At 72.1% G+C, this 16,476-nt stretch carries 16 protein-coding genes and 1 pseudogene; 7 read left to right on the top strand and 10 right to left on the bottom strand.

The genetic code is table 11. From position 1 onward, the window contains the following. The first annotated feature begins 91 nt into the window (after positions 1-91). On the top strand, positions 92-1,012 hold the full coding sequence (bla, locus tag OG867_RS22530; RefSeq protein ID WP_406287882.1) for a class A beta-lactamase: 921 nt from the start codon (positions 92-94) through the stop codon (positions 1,010-1,012). Between the two features lie 15 nt (positions 1,013-1,027). Next, positions 1,028-2,497, top strand: coding sequence for an MFS transporter (locus OG867_RS22525; protein ID WP_406287880.1), 1,470 nt, complete (start codon positions 1,028-1,030; stop codon positions 2,495-2,497). On the opposite strand, the gene OG867_RS22520 is transcribed toward OG867_RS22525, so the two are convergent. Next, entirely contained in the window at positions 2,467-3,357 is an 891-nt protein-coding gene (locus OG867_RS22520; protein WP_406287878.1) for a helix-turn-helix domain-containing protein, read from the bottom strand. The genes OG867_RS22525 and OG867_RS22520 overlap by 31 nt on opposite strands. A 163-nt stretch (positions 3,358-3,520) precedes the next feature. On the opposite strand from OG867_RS22520, the gene OG867_RS22515 reads away from it, so the two are divergent. After that, positions 3,521-4,942 carry an MFS transporter gene (locus OG867_RS22515; protein ID WP_406291121.1) on the top strand — a complete coding sequence of 474 codons (1,422 nt, stop codon included), beginning with the start codon at positions 3,521-3,523 and terminating at the stop codon, positions 4,940-4,942. Between the two features lie 116 nt (positions 4,943-5,058). Here OG867_RS22515 and OG867_RS22510 read toward each other — a convergent pair whose 3' ends face one another. Together OG867_RS22510 and OG867_RS22505 are read right to left on the bottom strand one after the other, a co-directional pair. Further along, on the bottom strand, positions 5,059-5,292 hold the full coding sequence (locus OG867_RS22510) for a DUF6243 family protein (protein WP_406287876.1): 234 nt from the start codon (positions 5,290-5,292) through the stop codon (positions 5,059-5,061). A 246-nt stretch (positions 5,293-5,538) separates the two neighbouring features. After that, complete coding sequence (locus tag OG867_RS22505) at positions 5,539-6,921, bottom strand: glycine--tRNA ligase (protein WP_328900098.1); 1,383 nt, start codon at positions 6,919-6,921, stop codon at positions 5,539-5,541. Between the two features lie 143 nt (positions 6,922-7,064). Here OG867_RS22505 and OG867_RS22500 point away from each other — a divergent pair, with 143 nt between their 5' ends. The 4 genes from OG867_RS22500 to OG867_RS22485 all read left to right on the top strand — a co-directional run bounded on the left by OG867_RS22500 (position 7,065) and on the right by OG867_RS22485 (position 10,268). Continuing rightward, on the top strand, positions 7,065-8,015 hold the full coding sequence (locus OG867_RS22500) for a metal ABC transporter substrate-binding protein (protein ID WP_406287873.1): 951 nt from the start codon (positions 7,065-7,067) through the stop codon (positions 8,013-8,015). A gap of 74 nt (positions 8,016-8,089) precedes the next feature. Further along, positions 8,090-8,872 (top strand): metal ABC transporter ATP-binding protein, encoded by a 783-nt coding sequence (locus OG867_RS22495; RefSeq protein WP_328900100.1) that lies wholly within the window; start codon positions 8,090-8,092, stop codon positions 8,870-8,872. Between the two features lie 2 nt (positions 8,873-8,874). Continuing rightward, complete coding sequence (locus tag OG867_RS22490) at positions 8,875-9,768, top strand: metal ABC transporter permease (RefSeq protein ID WP_328900101.1); 894 nt, start codon at positions 8,875-8,877, stop codon at positions 9,766-9,768. Between the two features lie 65 nt (positions 9,769-9,833). Further along, on the top strand, positions 9,834-10,268 hold the full coding sequence (locus tag OG867_RS22485; protein WP_328900102.1) for a Fur family transcriptional regulator: 435 nt from the start codon (positions 9,834-9,836) through the stop codon (positions 10,266-10,268). Positions 10,269-10,300: 32 nt separating this feature from the next. On the opposite strand, the gene OG867_RS22480 is transcribed toward OG867_RS22485, so the two are convergent. The 7 genes and pseudogenes from OG867_RS22480 to leuA all read right to left on the bottom strand — a co-directional run bounded on the left by OG867_RS22480 (position 10,301) and on the right by leuA (position 16,391). After that, on the bottom strand, positions 10,301-10,831 hold the full coding sequence (locus OG867_RS22480; protein ID WP_406287870.1) for a hypothetical protein: 531 nt from the start codon (positions 10,829-10,831) through the stop codon (positions 10,301-10,303). Positions 10,832-10,879: 48 nt separating this feature from the next. Continuing rightward, positions 10,880-11,707 (bottom strand): isoprenyl transferase, encoded by an 828-nt coding sequence (locus tag OG867_RS22475; protein WP_328900104.1) that lies wholly within the window; start codon positions 11,705-11,707, stop codon positions 10,880-10,882. Positions 11,708-11,728: 21 nt separating this feature from the next. Continuing rightward, positions 11,729-12,475, bottom strand: a complete 747-nt coding sequence (recO, locus tag OG867_RS22470) for a DNA repair protein RecO (RefSeq protein ID WP_328900105.1) — start codon at positions 12,473-12,475, stop codon at positions 11,729-11,731. Between the two features lie 59 nt (positions 12,476-12,534). Further along, a pseudogene (locus OG867_RS22465) lies at positions 12,535-13,107 on the bottom strand (LuxR C-terminal-related transcriptional regulator); the annotation flags it as partial. Next, on the bottom strand, positions 13,101-13,565 hold the full coding sequence (locus OG867_RS22460) for a hypothetical protein (protein WP_406291265.1): 465 nt from the start codon (positions 13,563-13,565) through the stop codon (positions 13,101-13,103). The pseudogene OG867_RS22465 and the gene OG867_RS22460, both read right to left, overlap by 7 nt. A 151-nt stretch (positions 13,566-13,716) precedes the next feature. After that, a complete protein-coding gene (locus OG867_RS22455) occupies positions 13,717-14,394 on the bottom strand; it encodes a TerB family tellurite resistance protein (protein ID WP_328900106.1) in 678 nt (225 codons plus the stop codon). 209 nt (positions 14,395-14,603) lie between these two features. Further along, positions 14,604-16,391, bottom strand: a complete 1,788-nt coding sequence (gene leuA, locus OG867_RS22450) for a 2-isopropylmalate synthase (RefSeq protein WP_406287867.1) — start codon at positions 16,389-16,391, stop codon at positions 14,604-14,606. Positions 16,392-16,476 lie beyond the last annotated feature (85 nt).

Genomic DNA, 16,476 nt, shown 5'->3' with positions numbered 1-16,476 from the left:
GCCGGGGCGAGGGGAAGAGGGGGCGTTGTCGGACCCCCGCCGTAGCGTGGGGATTCCGGCGACCGGCCGGCCTATGAAGGAGACGAAGCTCATGACTACGACCTCTGCCCCCTTAACTCCCGGCTCCCCCAGCCGTCGCGGGGTGCTCGCGCTCGGCGGCGCCGGGGTGCTGCTCCTCGGTACGGCGGCCACCGCCCGCGCGGCGGCCGATCCCACGACGGCCCGGCTGCGCGAGCTGGAGCGGACGCACGGCGCCCGCGTCGGCGCGTTCGCGTACAACGTGGCCACCGGCGTCGCGGTGCGGCACCGGGCGGACGAGCGCTTCCCGATGCTGTCCACGTTCAAGACGCTCGCCGCGGCGGCCGTCCTACGGGACCTGGACCGGGACGGCGAGGTCCTGGACAAGGTGATCCACTACACGGAGGCGGACTGCGTGTCCGATTCCCCGGTCACCGACACCCCGGAGCACCTCGCGAGCGGGCTGAGCATCGCCCGTCTCTGCGACGCCGCCATCGGCGACAGCGACAACACCGCGGGCAATCTGCTGCTGCGCGAGCTCGGCGGCCCGCAGGCCGTCACCCGCTTCGCCCGCTCCCTGGGCGACCGCGTGACCCGGCTGGACCGCTGGGAGCCCGTGCTGAACTCCGCCGAGCCGGGCCGGGTCACGGACACCACGACCCCGTCCGCGCTCGCCCGCGACTACGCCCGGCTGGTCCTGGGGGACGCGCTGGAGCGCCGGGACCGCGAGCGGTTGACGTACTGGCTGCTGAACTGCCGGACGAGCGGTACGCGGTTCCGGGCCGGGCTGCCGCCGGAGTGGACGGTCGCCGACAAGACGGGCGGCGGCTCGTACGCCTCGTGCAACGACGTGGGCGTCGCGTGGACGCCGGAGGGCGTGCCGGTGGTCCTGGCGGTGCTGACGACGAAGCCGGCGGGCGCCTCCGACGCGGCGGGCGACCACCCGCTGGTCCGGGACGTGGCGGAGGCCCTGGCGGCGGCGGTCGTTAGTTAGTCGTACTATCAATGAATGCCTGAGCTCAGCCACCGGCGGCGGATGCTGGTGCTGGCGATCTGCTGCATGAGCCTGCTGATCGTCAGCCTCGACACCACCGCCCTGAATGTCGCCCTGCCCGCCATGCGCCAGGACCTCGACGCGAGCGTCGCGGGGATGCAGTGGACGATCGACGCGTACACGCTCGTCCTCGCATCCCTGCTGATGCTCGCCGGTTCCACCGCCGACCGGATCGGCCGGCGCAAGGTCTTCATGGCCGGGCTCGTCCTGTTCACCCTGGGTTCGGCGCTCTGCTCGCTGGCGCCGAACCTGGAGGCCCTCATCGCCTTCCGGATGGTGCAGGCCGTGGGCGGCTCGATGCTCAACCCCGTCGCGATGTCGATCATCACCAACACCTTCACCGATCCCCGCGAGCGCGCCCGGGCGATCGGGGTCTGGGGCGGGGTCGTCGGCATCTCGATGGCGGCGGGCCCGGTGGTCGGCGGCGCCCTGGTCGACTCGGTCGGCTGGCGCTCGATCTTCTGGGTCAACCTCCCGGTGGGCCTCGCCGCCCTGCTGCTGACCTGGCGTTACGTCCCCGAGTCGCGCGCCCACCGGGCCCGCCGCCCGGACCCGCTGGGCCAGCTCCTGGTGATCACACTGCTGGGCTCACTGACATACGCGATCATCGAGGCCCCGCAGAAGGGGTGGGCCTCCGCCGAGATCCTGCTCTTCGCCGGACTCGCGGCGGCGGCGCTCGTGGGGCTGCTGGTGTACGAGCCCCGGCGCGCCGACCCGCTGATCGATCTGCGGTTCTTCCACAGCGTTCCGTTCAGCGGTGCCACGGTCATCGCGGTCAGCGCCTTCGCCGCGCTCGGCGGCTTCCTCTTCCTCAACACGCTCTACCTCCAGGACGTCCGGGGGCTGAGCGCCCTGGACGCCGGGCTCTACACGCTGCCCATGGCGGCCGTGGTGTGCCTGCTGTCGCCGCTGTCCGGGCGGCTCGTGGCCAGTCGCGGGCCGCGCATCCCGCTGCTGATCGCGGGCGGTGCGATGGCGGTGAGCGGGCTGATGCTGGCGGCGTTCGACGCGGAGACCGGGACGGTCTCGATGTTCGCCGCGTATGTGCTGTTCGGCCTGGGCTTCGGCTCGGTGAACGCGCCCATCACCAACACCGCGGTCTCCGGCATGCCCCGCTCCCAAGCGGGCGTGGCGGCCGCCGTCGCCTCCACCAGCCGCCAGATCGGGCAGACCCTCGGGGTCGCCGTGATCGGCGCGGTCCTGGCGGCGGGGATGGCGGACCCGGGCGGCTCGGACGGCTTCGTGGCGGCGAGCCGGCCCGGCTGGTGGATCGTCACCGGCTGCGGTCTCGCCGTCCTGCTGGTCGGCGCCCTGAGCAGCGGCCGCTGGGCCCGGTCCACCGCGCGCCGGACGGCGGAGCGGCTGGCGGAACCGGTGGTCGGGGACCTGGCCGCTCAGTCCCCGGCGGCGCGCACCAGTTCCTGAAGGCGCGCCAGCCGCTCGTACGTCTCGTCGTCCCGGGGCGCGTAGCTGACCAGGCGCGGCCCGGCCGAGGGGCCGAGCCAGAGATCGGTGGCCTCCACCCGGAGCAGCCCCACCCAGGCGTTGCGGAAGACCTTGGACCGGCTGCCCGCCCCGACGACCTCGTGCCGGGCCCAGTTCTCGCGGAACTCCTCCGAGGCCGCCTCCAGGCGCCCCAGCAGCTCCTTCCAGGCGGGCTCGGCGAGGTGTTCCGCCATCTCCGCGCGGAACTTGGCGGTGATGTAGCGGGTCACCTCCGCGGTGTCCATGACCGAGGCCCGCCACTGCGCGTTGGTGTGGGCGAGCAGCATGACGTTGCGGTCCCCGGGCGCGACCTCCTCCAGGTCGCAGAGCAGCCGCCCGTACGTGCGGTTGTGGGCGAGGATGTCGTACCGGCTGTTCTGCACGCAGGCGGGGATCGGCTCCAGTTGCCGCAGCATGGTCCGCAGCGCCGAAGTGACGTGCGGGCAGTCCGTGCCGGGCGCCGGGTCGATGGCCGCGGCGAGCGAGAAAAGGTGGCTGCGCTCGCTGCGGTCCAGCAGCAGGGCGCGGGCGAGGGCGTCGAGGACCTGGGGCGAGACCTGGATGTCCCGGGCCTGTTCGAGCCAGGTGTACCAGGTGACGCCGACGGCGGAGAGCTGGGCGACCTCCTCGCGGCGCAGCCCCGGGGTGCGCCGGCGGCGGCCCCGGACGAGGCCGACCTGCTCGGGGGTGATCCGTTCACGGCGGCTGCGCAGGAAGTTCGCCAGCTCGTGCCGCCGGATGTCGGGCTCGCTCACGCCGGGGGCGGCCTGCTGCGTCAGGGGCGTCGCCATCGTCGTCATTCCTCCAGGGTGCGGGCCCGGCGCGGGCCCCGGGCTGCTGGTGCCTGGTGGTCCTTGTACCAGGATAAGGACACTCTGGTACCAGGCTGCGAGGGGCGCGATCGTCGGTGGCGTGAGTGAATCCTCTGTACGGACGACAACGGCAAGCGCCACCACCTCCCCGGTGGTGCGGCACGACCATCCCGCCCCGGTCCTCGGCACGCTGGGGCTGTTCACCGTGCTGCTGGGCGCGGCCCTCCCCCTCATCGACTTCTTCATCGTCAACGTGGCCCTGCCCACCATCGACCACGACCTGGCGGCGGGCCCGGCCCTGCTGGAACTGGTCGTCGCGGGCTACGGCCTCGCCTACGCCGTGCTGCTGGTCCTCGGCGGGCGGCTCGGTGACATGGCGGGGCGGCGCCGGCTCTTCCTGGCCGGGATCGCGGCCTTCGGGCTCACCTCGCTGGCCTGCGGACTCGCCCCGACCGCCTGGACCCTGGTCGGGGCGCGGGTGGCGCAAGGCGCGTCGGCCGCGCTGATGCTGCCGCAGGTCCTCGCCACGATCCAGGCGGCCACCTCCGGCCACCGCAGGGCCCGGGCGATGAGCCTGTACGGGGCGACGGCCGGGCTCTCCATGGTCGCGGGCCAGATCCTGGGCGGGGCGCTGGTCGCCGCCGCCCCGCTGTCCTCGGTGTTCGGCGAGAGCGCGGGCTGGCGGTCGGTGTTCCTGGTCAACGTGCCCGTCGCGGTGCTCGGTCTGGTGCTGGCGGCGCGCGCGGTCCCGGAGACGCGGGCGGCGCGGCCCGCGCCCGTCGACGTACCGGGCACGCTGCTGCTGGCGGTGTCGCTGCTGACGCTGCTGGCCCCGCTCACCGAGGGCCGGGCGGCGGGCTGGCCGCTGTGGACCTGGGTGTCCCTCGCGCTGTTCCCGTTCGCGGCGGCGGCGTTCTACCGGGTGGAGCGGCGGGCGGACCGGCGCGGACTGGTCCCGCTGGTGCCGCCGAGCCTGCTGCGCCTGGAGTCGCTGCGGCGCGGTCTGGCCCTGGTGGTGCCGTTCTCGGTGGGCTTCGGCGGATTCATGTTCGTCATCGCGGTCGCGCTCCAGCAGGGCCTGGAGCTGGGCCCGGCGCGGTCCGGCCTGTCGATCGCCCCGATGGCGGTGGCCTTCTTCGCGGCCTCGCTGGCCGGTCCCCGGCTGGTGCGGCGGTACGGCAGCCGGGTCGTGACGGCCGGCGGGCTGATCCAGGCGGTGGGCGTGGCGGTGCTCGCGTTCACCGTGTGGCGGGGCTGGCCGGACCTGGGCATGGCGGGCCTGCTGCCGGGCATGGCGGTCGCCGGTTTCGGCCAGGGCCTCCAGCTGCCGGTCATCTTCCGCGTCATCCTGTCGGACGTCCCGCCGGATCGGGCGGGGGTGGGCGGCGGGGTGATGACGACGACCCAGCAGGCGGCGCTGACCCTGGGCGTGGCGACGCTCGGCTCGCTGTTCCTGGCCCTGGTGCCGGGGTGGGGGATGCGGGACGCCCTGATCGTGACGCTGCTCGTCCAGCTGGCGGCGGTCGCCCTGACGACGGCGCTGAGCCTGCGGCTGCCGCGCACGGTGAACTGAGGGGCGCCCTGCGGGCGCGGGGGCTCCGGACGGGGCGGCCCGGGCGGGTACGACGAGGCCCCGGCGGGCGGACCTGGTGGTCCGGCCCGCCGGGGCCTCGGTGTGTGCGCGGGGCGTCAGCTCTGCGCCGGGGCCTCCGGCTCCGCGGCCGGCGCGTCGGCCTCCGCGGTGTCGGACTGCTCGGTGCCGGCGGCCCGCTCCCGCATCTTGCGGAGCAGCTCCTGCTTCTGGTCGGCGGCCGACTTGCGGTCGGCGGCCTCTCCGGCGGGACCGGCGCCCTGCGCCCCGCCGCGGGACAGCTTCTTGCGCTGTCCGCCGACGCCGAGGAGGTTGTTGCGGCTCTTGGCCATGGGGTTCTCCCAATGTGTGGTCTCGGTGAGGTCTCTCGTGACCTCGGATCGATCCGGGGGGCGGCGGGTGGTCGGACCCGCCGCGCTCTCACTCGTAGATCTGGAAGAACGAAGACATGGGCAAGACGGTACCCACACCGGGCGCCCGGCTCACCCGGTTTTCCGCCCCCGGTCCCCCGGACGCACGAGGCCCCCGCTTTCGCAGGCGGGCGCGGAAGCGGGGGTCTCGTTCAGCGGGTGCGGGCGTCAGCAGCCGAGCAGGCGGGAGGCGAGGTAGCCCTGGATCTGGTCCAGGGAGACGCGCTCCTGCTTCATCGTGTCGCGCTCGCGGACGGTGACCGCGTTGTCGTCCAGGGTGTCGAAGTCGACGGTGACGCAGAACGGCGTACCGATCTCGTCCTGGCGGCGGTAGCGGCGGCCGATGGCGCCGGCGTCGTCGAACTCGATGTTCCAGTTCTGCCGGAGGTCGGCGGCGAGGCCCTTGGCCTTCGGCGAGAGCTGCGGGTTGCGGGAGAGCGGGAGGACCGCGACCTTGACCGGCGCCAGGCGCGGGTCGAGGCGCATCACGGCGCGCTTCTCCATGACGCCCTTGGCGTTCGGCGCCTCGTCCTCGCTGTACGCGTCGAGGAGGAAGGCCAGCATCGCGCGGCCGACACCGGCCGCGGGCTCGATGACGAACGGGGTGTAGCGCTCGCTCTTCTCCTGGTCGAAGTAGGACAGGTCCGTGCCCGACGCCTTGGAGTGGGCGTTGAGGTCGTAGTCGGTGCGGTTGGCGACGCCCTCCAGCTCGCCCCACTCGCTGCCGCCGAAGCGGAACCGGTACTCGATGTCAGCGGTGCGCTTGGAGTAGTGGGAGAGCTTCTCCTGCGGGTGCTCGAACCACCGCATGTTCTCCTCGCGCATGCCGAGACCGGTGTACCAGTTCCAGCGCTGCTCCATCCAGTACTCCTGCCACTGCTCGTCCTCGCCCGGCTTGACGAAGAACTCCATCTCCATCTGCTCGAACTCGCGCGTGCGGAAGATGAAGTTGCCCGGAGTGATCTCGTTGCGGAAGGACTTGCCCATCTGCGCGATGCCGAACGGGGGCTTCTTGCGCGCGGTGGTCAGCACCTGGGAGAAGTTGGTGAAGATGCCCTGGGCGGTCTCGGGGCGCAGATAGGCGACCGAGCCGGAGTCCTGGGTCGGGCCGAGGTGCGTGGAGAGCAGGCCGGAGAACTGCTTGGGCTCGGTGAAGGTGCCCTTGTTGCCGCAGTTGGGGCAGTTGAGGTCGGCGAGGCCGTTCGCGGGCGCCTTGCCGTGCTTCTCCTCGTACGCCTCCTCCAGGTGGTCCGCGCGGTAGCGCTTGTGACAGGAGGTGCACTCGGTCAGCGGGTCCGAGAACGTGGCGACGTGGCCGGACGCCACCCACACGTCGGGGGCCAGGATGACCGACGAGTCGATGCCGACGACATCCTCGCGGGAGGTGACCATGTAGCGCCACCACTGGCGCTTCAGGTTCTCCTTGAGCTCGACGCCCAGCGGCCCGTAGTCCCAGGCGGCCTTCTGACCACCGTAGATCTCGCTGCAGGGGTAGACGAAGCCACGGCGCTTGCTCAGGCTGACGATGGTGTCGATCTTGTCGGCGGCCACGGTGCTCTCTTCATTACGACGGAACGGGCGGGCGAAGAGCCCAGATTACCGGCGGCGCCTGCCCTTCGATCAAATCGGTACCGGTCCTGTTCGCGAACCTCGCTTGTTGACAATCGTTTCCACTTTTGTTGAAAATGAGTGTCATGAACATACGCCGCCTCATACCGGCCGCCGCCGTCACCGGCGCGGTCGTGCTCGGCCTCACCGCCGTCACCGCCTGTTCGTCCGACAGCTCCGACCACAAGAGCGGCGGCCGGCTGGATGTGGTGGCGTCCTTCTATCCGATGCAGTTCCTGGCCGAGCGCATAGGCGGCGACCACGTCTCGGTCACCAGCCTCACCAAGCCCGGCGTGGAGCCCCACGACCTGGAGCTCAGCCCCCGGCAGACCGGCAGGCTCAGCGACGCGGACTTCATCCTCTACCTCAAGGGCCTCCAGCCCGCCGTCGACGAGGCGATCAAGCAGTCCGGCGCCTCCCACACCCTCGACGCCGCGACGCTGACCACGCTGGAGGACCACGGCACCGAGACCGGCGGCGAGGAGCACGGCCACGAACACGAGGGCGACGGGGCCGGCGCCGACCCGCACATCTGGCTGGACCCGGTGAAGTACACCGAGGTCGCCAAGGGCGTCGGGAAGTCCCTGGAGAAGACCGACCCGGACCACGCGGCGGACTACCGCAAGAACACCGACGCCCTGGTCAAGGAGCTCGGCGCGCTCGACACCGCGTACCGGACCGGGCTGAGGAACACCGGGACGAAGACGTTCATCACCACGCACTCCGCCTTCGGCTACCTCGCCGAGCGCTACGGCCTCACCCAGGAGGGCATCGCCGGCATCGACCCCGAGGCCGAGCCCAGCCCCGCCCGCATCAGCGCCCTGCACTCCATCGCCGAGAAGAAGAAGGTCACCACCGTCTTCTTCGAGACGCTCGCCAGCGACAAGACCGCGAAGACCGTCGCCCGCGACACCGGCCTGAAGACCGGCGTCCTGGACCCGCTGGAGGGAATCACCGACAGCTCCAAGGGCGATGACTACATCGAGGTCATGAAGTCCAACCTCGCCGCCCTGCGCTCGGCGCTCGGCGCGAAGTGAGCGACGACCCCACCGCACCCGACGACCCCGCCGCACCCGTCGGCCCGAACCGCGCAGCAGCACCGGAGGCGCTCATGCCCGAGCCCCAGCACCCCACCAGCGAACCCGTGATCGCCGTACGCGACGCCACCGCGACCCTGGGCGCGCGCCCCGTGCTGCGCGGCGTCGACCTGACCGTGCGCCGGGGCGAGGTCGTCGCCCTGCTCGGCGCCAACGGCTCCGGCAAGTCCACCGCCGTCCGTTCTGTCATCGGCCAGGTCCCCCTGACCGGCGGCACCGTCGAGCTCTTCGGCGCCCCGCTGCGCCGCTTCCGCGACTGGGCCCGGGTCGGTTACGTACCGCAGCGCACCACGGCGGCCGGCGGCGTGCCCGCCACGATCCGCGAGGTCGTCTCCGCCGGGCGGCTCTCCCGCACCCGGCTCGGCCTCCTCCGCAAGGCCGACCGCGCCGCCGTCGACCGGGCCATCGGGCTCGTCGGCCTCACCGACCGCGCGAAGGACTCGGTGAACGCCCTCTCCGGCGGCCAGCACCAGCGCGTGCTGATCGCCCGCGCGCTCGCCGCCGAACCGGAGCTCCTGATCATGGACGAGCCGATGGCGGGCGTGGACCTGGCCAGCCAGGAGATCCTGGCCGCCACCCTGCGCGAGCAGGTCGCCGCCGGCACCACCGTGCTCCTCGTCCTGCACGAGCTGGGCCCGCTGGAGCCCCTGATCGACCGGGCGGTCGTCCTGCGCGACGGCTGCGTCCTGCACGACGGGCCGCCCCCGAAGGCCGTCGGGCAGCACGCCCTGCCCGGCCACGACCACGTACACCCCCACGCGGCTTCCGAGCCCGTCCGGACGGGACTGCTGAGCTGACCATGGAATTCCTCCACCCCGCCTTCATGCAGCGGGCCCTGCTCGCCGCTGTACTGGTCGGCGTCATCGCGCCCGCCGTCGGCATCTACCTCGTGCAGCGCCGGCAGGCCCTGATGGGCGACGGCATCGGCCACATCGCGATGACCGGCGTCGGCCTCGGCTTCCTGCTCTCCACCAGCCCGGTCTGGATGGCCACCGCCGTCGCCGTCGTGGGCGCGGTCGTCATGGAGCTGATCCGCTGGTACGGCCGCACCCGCGGCGACATCGCGCTGGCCATGCTCTTCTACGGGGGCATGGCGGGCGGTGTCCTGCTGATCAACCTCTCCGACACCGGCTCGAACGCCAACCTGACCTCGTACCTCTTCGGCTCGCTGTCCACGGTCTCCTCCGAGGACATCACCGCGATCTCGCTGCTCGCCGCGTTCGTCCTGCTGGTGACGGTGGGGCTGCGGCGGCAGCTGTTCGCCGTCAGCCAGGACGAGGAGTTCGCCCGGGTGACCGGCCTGCCGGTGCGGATGCTCAACCTGCTCGTCGCGGTCACCGCCGCCGTGACCGTCACGGTCGCGATGCGGGTCGTGGGGCTGCTGCTGGTCAGCGCCCTGATGGTGGTCCCGGTCGCCGCCGCGCAGCAGATCACCCGGTCCTTCAAGGTGACGTTCGTGCTCGCCGTCGTCATCGGCGTCGGCGTCACGCTGTCCGGCACCATCACCTCGTACTACCAGGACGTCCCGCCCGGCGCGACGATCGTCCTGCTGGCCATCGGCGTCTTCGTCGTCCTGACGCTGCTCGCCGCCCCGCTCGCCCGCGGGCGCGCCCGGCGCGGCGAGACCGAGGCGGAGCGGTGCACCCTGGAAGTACCGGGGGCCCGCCCGGCACCGGACGACGTCCGAGTCTGACCCCCCGGATGGGGCGGGCTGGCACAATGGCCCGACAGATGTACGGGCGACACGAGGAGGCTCCTGTGGCGACGGCGCCGATCAGTGGTACGAACGCGGCTCCGGTACGCGGCCGCTCGACCCGGCAGCGGGCAGCCGTCGCGGCGGCGCTCGACGAGGTGGACGAGTTCCGCAGCGCCCAGGAGCTGCACGACGTCCTCAAGCACCGGGGGGACTCGGTCGGCCTGACGACGGTCTACCGCACCCTCCAGTCCCTCGCGGACGCGGGCGAGGTGGACGTCCTGCGCACCACGGAGGGCGAGTCCGTCTACCGGCGCTGCTCGACCGGCGAGCACCACCACCACCTGGTCTGCCGCATGTGCGGCAAGGCGGTCGAGGTCGAGGGGCCCGTGGTCGAGCAGTGGGCGGAGACCATCGCCAGCCAGCACGGCTTCGTCAACGTGGCCCACACGGTCGAGGTCTTCGGCACCTGCGCGGACTGCGCGAGCGGCGGGAGCTAGGCCGGACCGGGGCGGCTCCCGGCTCCGGCCGTTCAGACCTTCGTCAGGTTCCGGTCGAAGATCTCGCGCATGCGGTCCACAGCGGCCCCGTCCCGGGCGCCCCGCTTGGCTATCACGGTCAACCCGGTGGTGTTCCGGTCGTCGCTGAACATCACGAACAGGTCCGCCGTCTCCACGTACCGCGGCTGCGCCTGCCACCTGACGACCGCGCTCGTGCTGTCCGTGTCGACGGCGACGCCGGACTCCTCGACCCGCACCCGGAACTCGCCCTGCCCCCGTACGAACCGGAACAGCTGGCGCGCCATCAGCCACGGGCCGAGGAAGAGCAGCGGGCCGCAGATCAGCAGCGCCGCCAGCAGCGGCAACGGCACCTCGCTGCCTTTCGCCAGGGACAGCGAGGTGGCCACGACGCCGCATCCCGTGGCGACCACACCCAGGAGCCGCTGCCGCCGGCCCGAGGCGCTGACCCGGTTACGGGCGCGGAGCGCCGTCGTGTAGTCCCGCAGCTCCGGGCGGTATCTGAGTTCGACCGCTCCGTGCACGGCACCCTGCTGTTCGTTCATGGCCCCACCCGATGTGTGCGAAAGAGCCGTGATCGTACCGGCAGGGGTTCAGGCCCGGGGATCCGATTTCGCCGCGACCTCCTCGGCGCCGCCGAACCGGCGGTCGCGCTGGGCGAATTCCAGACAGGCGCGCCACAGGTCGCGGCGGTCGAAGTCCGGCCACAGCACGTCCTGGAAGACCATCTCGGCGTACGCGCTCTGCCAGATCAGGTAGTTCGAGGTGCGCTGCTCGCCGCTGGGGCGCACGAACAGGTCCACGTCCGGCATGTCCGGGTAGTAGATGTACTTCGCGAACGTCTTCTCGTTGACCTTCGACGGGTCGAGCCGCCCGGCGGCGACGTCCTGCGCGATCCGCTGCGCGGCGTCCGCGATCTCCGCCCGGCCGCCGTAGTTGACGCAGAAGTACAGCGTCATCTTGTCGTTGTCCTTGGTCTGCTCCTGGGCGACCTGGAGCTCCTGGACGACGGACTTCCACAGCTTGGGCATGCGGCCCACCCAGCGGATCCGGATGCCCAGCTCGTCCATCTCGTCACGGCGGCGGCGAATGACGTCCCGGTTGAAGTTCATCAGGAACTTCACCTCCTCCGGGGACCGCTTCCAGTTCTCCGTCGAGAAGGCGTACAGCGAGAGGTTCTTGACGCCCATCTCGATACAGCCCTTGAGCACGTCCATGACGACGGCCTCGCCGACCTTGTGCCCCTCGGTGCGGGGCAGGCCGCGCTCCTTCGCCCAGCGGCCGTTGCCGTCCATCACGATGGCGACGTGCTTGGGCACCAGCTCACCGGGGATCTTCGGGGGCACGGCACCGGACGGGTGCGGCTCCGGGGTCTTGTGGTCGCGCCGGTTACGGCCGCCGAGCATCCCGCGTACTGCCATGAGCTTCTCAGTCTCCCTGTGTCACTTCTCTACGTACCGCAGTGAACGCAGCCCGCGCTCCAGATGCCAGTGCAGATAGGCGGACACCAGCCCGCTCCCCTCCCTGACATGACGCGCCTCGCACGCGTCCGCCGTCTCCCAGTCGCCGGTGAGCAGGGCGCTCAGCAGGGCGACGGCCTCAGCCGAGGGTACGACGCTGCCGGGCACCCGGCAGTCGCCGCAGACGATTCCGCCCGCCGCCAACGAGAAGAAACGGTTCGGTCCGGGCAGTCCGCAGCGGGCGCAGTCGTCGAAGCTGGGGGCGTAGCCGTTGACCGCGAGGGAGCGCAGCAGGAAGGCGTCCAGGATCAGATGCGGCTCGTGCTCGCCCCGTGCCAGCGTGCGCAGCCCGCCCACCAGCAGCAGATACTGCTGGACCGCGGGTTCGCCCTCGTGGTCGGTGAAGCGCTCGGCGGTCTCCAGCATCGCGGTCCCGGCGGTGTAGCGCCCGTAGTCCGTGACGATCCCGCCGCCGTACGGGGCGATCGTCTCGCTCTGGGTGCACAGCGGCAGCCCGCGCCCGACCAGCTCGCTGCCCCGCGCGAAGAACTGCACGTCCACATGGGAGAACGGCTCAAGACGGGCCCCGAACTTCGACTTGGTGCGCCGCACCCCGCGCGCGACGGCGCGCACCCGGCCATGGCCCCGGGTCAGTATCGTGATGATCCGGTCGGCCTCGCCCAGCTTCTGCGTGCGCAGCACCACGCCGTCGTCCCGGAACAAGCTCATGCGTCCCATTGTCCGGTACGCCACCGACACCCGGGGCCCGCCCCCGTGAGGCGGCCCGGTCAGCCTCCCCCGGCGGGCACCACGAGCCCCGACTCGTAGGCGGCGATGACCAGCTGGGCCCGGTCGCGGGCGCCCAGCTTGCCCATGATCCGGCTGACGTGGGTCTTGGCGGTGAGCGGGCTGAGGCCCAGGCTCTCGGCGATCCCGGTGTTGTCGAGGCCGCGCGCGACCAGGGCCAGGACCTGGCACTCCCGCTCGGAGAGCATGCCGAGACCTTCGGGGCCGGGTCCGGCGGGGGCGCTCGGTGCGCTCAGCACCCGGGCGATGAGCCGGGCGGTCGGGCCGGGCGGTCGGGCCGGGCGGTCGGGCCGGGCGGTCGGGCCGGGCGAGAGCAGGGAGTCCCCGGCCGCGACGGTCCTGATCGCGGCCAGCAGGTCGGCGGGCCGGGCCAGGAGGGCGCACAGCGCGCCGACAGCGGCGATCGGGCCCATCCCCCGGCTGCTGGTGAGATCGGCCGCCAGCAGGCACAGCAGGCCCGCCGCGACGGTCCCGGAGGAGGCGAGGACGGCCGGTCCGCGGCCGCGCAGTGCCGCCGCCATGGCGTCGGCGGGGCGTTCGGCGCGGGTCAGCTCCTCGCGGTCTCGCGGACCTCGTCCACGAACGCGGTGCGGGCCTCGTCGTCCTGGCCGGGCTCGGTCGTGGAGACCGGGTACATCAGCGTGGTGCCGTCCTCGGAGGGCACGGCGCGCGGGGGCGCGGTGAGGGTGTGGGCGCTCGCCACCGCGCCGGTCTGCCGGGCCGCGAGCGCCCGGTCGGCGGGGGTGAGGCCGCCGTCGCGGTGGTAGACGAGGACGAGGTCGGTGGACTCGCCACCGGGCAGGGCGTCCTGGATCTTCGCGGCCCGGGTGGAGTCGGCGCTCGCCGGGAGGTAGTCGACCGCCCGGTTGACCTCCACGTCCCCGAGCTTCCCGGCGAACGGACCGGCGACGGCCATGACGGCGGCCCAGAGGGCGACGACCGCCCAGGGCGGCAACCGCCACCGGCTCACCGTTCGTGTGCGTGTGCCGCTGTCCTGGTCCGCGGTCCTCATGGGAGGCCCCCCTTCCGTACGGGTGTCCGGTCATGTCCAGACTCCCGTCGGGGCGGGGCACCTTCGTCGCGCCAGGGGCCGACTTCCCGGCTGCTGCCGGGGTGGGCGCGGCGGGCCCGTTACTCCCTGGGGAGTACCGGGCGGGGGTGGCTCAGGAGGGCGTACGCGCCGCCTCGGCGAGCAGCCGGGCGGTGTCCTCGGCGCGCAGCCTCAGCGCCCCGCCGACGGTGGTCAGCACCTCGCGCTCGGCGGTGCTGTACGCGCCGTCGGCCAGGGCGATCCGGGCGCCCTGGAGCAGAATCGATTCGCGCCCGGTGGGGGCGAGGTGCGGGGCGAGCGGTTCCAGCGCCTCGTGCAGCTCGATGGCGAGGGCCGCGCCGCACGCCTCGGCCGCCGGGTCGAACGCGGAGCCCTGGCCGATGTCGGCGGACAGCACCTCGACCACGGTGGCGAGCTGTTCGGGCGTGCAGTCCTCGAACCCGGCGCCGCGCACGGTCTCGGCGGCGCTCTCCAGGACCGTACGGGAGGTGCTGCCGCCCGCCGCGAGGACCCCGAGGGCCACGGTGTGCACGGCGTCCCTGAGCATCGCGGAGAAGCGGGTGGTGGTGGGGTGGTCGAGCGTTTCCGGGTCGAAGTGCCGGTGACAGGCGGCGCACTCGACCACCGGGCCCGTGGTGCCGCGCCGCAGCAGGGGCACGCCCAGCACGGCGAAGCGGCGGCGGCCGGTGAGGCGGCGGTAGTTGCGGTCACCGCCGCAGCCGGGGCAGAAGAACTCCCCGTCACCGGTGGTGTCCCACAGCGTACGGATGCCGCAGATACGCAGCTTCATGGCGCGTTGTCCCAGGGCTGACCGCACGTCGCACACCTCCGTAACACTCCGGCAACACTGCCGTGTCGACGTGATGTTAACCACATCCCCGTGGTGCCGTCAGCACCCTGCCGGTCACAACCCACCGGAGAATGGCCGAACCCCGCCCCCCGGAAGCGGGTGGGCGGGGTTCGCGGACCGTACGACTTCGGGCCCTTTCGGGCGCCGGGTCAGCGGGTGGCGCGGTTGACGGCCGAGACGACCGCCTTCAGGGAGGCGCGGGTGGTGTTGGCGTCGATGCCGATGCCCCACAGCACCTTTCCGTCGATGACGCACTCGATGTACGAGGCGGCCTGCGCGCTCGCGCCCTCGCTCATGGTGTGCTCGGTGTAGTCCAGCAGCCGGGCGTCGATGCCGATGGCCTGCAGCGCTTCGAAGAACGCGGAGATCGGGCCGTTGCCGGTGCCGGTCAGCACGGTGTCGACGCCGTCCACGGTCGCCTCGACGGTGATCATGTCGCGGCCGTCGGTGCCGGTCGTGCTCTGGCCGGAGCGGATCTGGACGCGCCCCCAGGCGTTGTCCGGGTTGGGCAGGTACTCGTCCTGGAAGGCGCTCCAGATCTGCGTCGGCGTGACCTCGCCGCCCTCGGCGTCGGTCTTGGCCTGAATGATCCGGGAGAACTCGATCTGCATCCGGCGGGGCAGGTCCAGCTTGTGGTCGTTCTTCAGGACGTACGCGATGCCGCCCTTGCCGGACTGCGAGTTGACGCGGATGACCGCCTCGTAGGAGCGGCCGACGTCCTTCGGGTCGATCGGCAGATACGGCACGGCCCACTCGATGTCGTCCACCGTCCTGCCCTGGGCCGCCGCGTCGGCCTCCATGGCGTCGAAGCCCTTCTTGATGGCGTCCTGGTGGGAGCCGGAGAAGGCGGTGTAGACCAGGTCGCCCGCGTAGGGGTGGCGCGGGTGGACCTCCATCTGGTTGCAGTACTCGCTGGTGCGGCGGATCTCATCGATCTGCGAGAAGTCGATCTGCGGGTCGACGCCCTGCGAGAACAGGTTCATGCCGAGAGTGACCAGGTCGACGTTGCCGGTGCGCTCGCCCTGGCCGAACAGGCAGCCCTCGATCCGGTCCGCCCCGGCCATCAGGGCCAGTTCGGCGGCGGCGACGGCGGTGCCGCGGTCGTTGTGCGGGTGGACGGACAGGCAGACGAACGGGCGGCGCGACAGGTTGCGCGACATCCACTCGAACCGGTCCGCGTGCGTGGACGGCGTCGAACGCTCCACGGTGGCGGGCAGGTTGAGGATGATCTCGCGGCCCTCCTCGGGCTGCCAGACGTCACAGACCGCCTCGCAGACCTCCAGGGCGAAGTCCAGCTCGGTGTCCGTGAAGATCTCGGGGCTGTACTGATAGCCGAAGATCGTCTCGTCGCCCAGGATCTTCTCGGCGTACTCCATGACCAGCCGGGTGCCGTCCACCGCGATCTGCTTGACCTCCTCGCGGGTGCCGCGGAACACCACGCGGCGGAAGGTCGGGGCGGTCGCGTTGTACAGGTGGACGGTGGCGCGGTGCGCGCCGCGCAGTGATTCGACGGTCCGCTCGATCAGTTCCTCGCGGGCCTGCGTCAGGACGGAGATCGTCACGTCCTCGGGAATCGCGCCCTCTTCGATGATGGAGCGGACGAAGGCGAAGTCGGTCTCGCCGGAGGACGGGAAGCCGACCTCGATCTCCTTGTAGCCCATACGTACGAGCAGGTCGAACATCTCGCGCTTACGGGCCGGCGACATCGGGTCGATCAGGGCCTGGTTGCCGTCGCGCAGGTCGGTGGAGAGCCAGCGGGGCGCCTTGGTGATCCGCTTCTCGGGCCAGGTGCGGTCGGGGATGTCGACAGCCTCGTAGCGGCCGTACTTGTGGACCGGCATCCCGGACGGCTTCTGCAGCGCCGTGGCGTTGGTGATCGGCGTGGGACGGCCGACGGCCTGCGAGGCGGGAGTCTGGGCGGGATTCACTTCGGTCATGGCGTAGGGCTCCTCGGGGTCCTTCTACGGGACGGCCGACTGTGTCACTGCAACACCAGACTCCGCGGGGAGGGGGTCGGCCTAC

Origin of the sequence: Streptomyces sp. NBC_00209, assembly GCF_045206345.1 — a bacterium.
Taxonomy (GTDB): domain Bacteria; phylum Actinomycetota; class Actinomycetes; order Streptomycetales; family Streptomycetaceae; genus Streptomyces.
Note: the sequence above shows the minus strand (reverse complement) of the source record. Positions and strands in the feature narration are given on the sequence as shown.

Excerpts from the sequence above, each read along its gene's own strand:
- bla (WP_406287882.1), top strand. The coding sequence starts at position 92 with ATGACTACGACCTCTGCCCCCTTAACTCCCGGCTCCCCCAGCCGTCGC.
- OG867_RS22525 (WP_406287880.1), top strand. The coding sequence starts at position 1,028 with ATGCCTGAGCTCAGCCACCGGCGGCGGATGCTGGTGCTGGCGATCTGC.
- OG867_RS22520 (WP_406287878.1), bottom strand. The coding sequence starts at position 3,357 with ATGACGACGATGGCGACGCCCCTGACGCAGCAGGCCGCCCCCGGCGTG.
- OG867_RS22510 (WP_406287876.1), bottom strand. The coding sequence starts at position 5,292 with ATGGCCAAGAGCCGCAACAACCTCCTCGGCGTCGGCGGACAGCGCAAG.
- OG867_RS22500 (WP_406287873.1), top strand. The coding sequence starts at position 7,065 with ATGAACATACGCCGCCTCATACCGGCCGCCGCCGTCACCGGCGCGGTC.
- OG867_RS22495 (WP_328900100.1), top strand. The coding sequence starts at position 8,090 with ATGCCCGAGCCCCAGCACCCCACCAGCGAACCCGTGATCGCCGTACGC.
- OG867_RS22490 (WP_328900101.1), top strand. The coding sequence starts at position 8,875 with ATGGAATTCCTCCACCCCGCCTTCATGCAGCGGGCCCTGCTCGCCGCT.
- OG867_RS22480 (WP_406287870.1), bottom strand. The coding sequence starts at position 10,831 with ATGAACGAACAGCAGGGTGCCGTGCACGGAGCGGTCGAACTCAGATAC.
- OG867_RS22475 (WP_328900104.1), bottom strand. The coding sequence starts at position 11,707 with ATGGCAGTACGCGGGATGCTCGGCGGCCGTAACCGGCGCGACCACAAG.
- recO (WP_328900105.1), bottom strand. The coding sequence starts at position 12,475 with ATGAGCTTGTTCCGGGACGACGGCGTGGTGCTGCGCACGCAGAAGCTG.
- OG867_RS22460 (WP_406291265.1), bottom strand. The coding sequence starts at position 13,565 with ATGAGGACCGCGGACCAGGACAGCGGCACACGCACACGAACGGTGAGC.
- OG867_RS22455 (WP_328900106.1), bottom strand. The coding sequence starts at position 14,394 with ATGAAGCTGCGTATCTGCGGCATCCGTACGCTGTGGGACACCACCGGT.
- leuA (WP_406287867.1), bottom strand. The coding sequence starts at position 16,391 with ATGACCGAAGTGAATCCCGCCCAGACTCCCGCCTCGCAGGCCGTCGGC.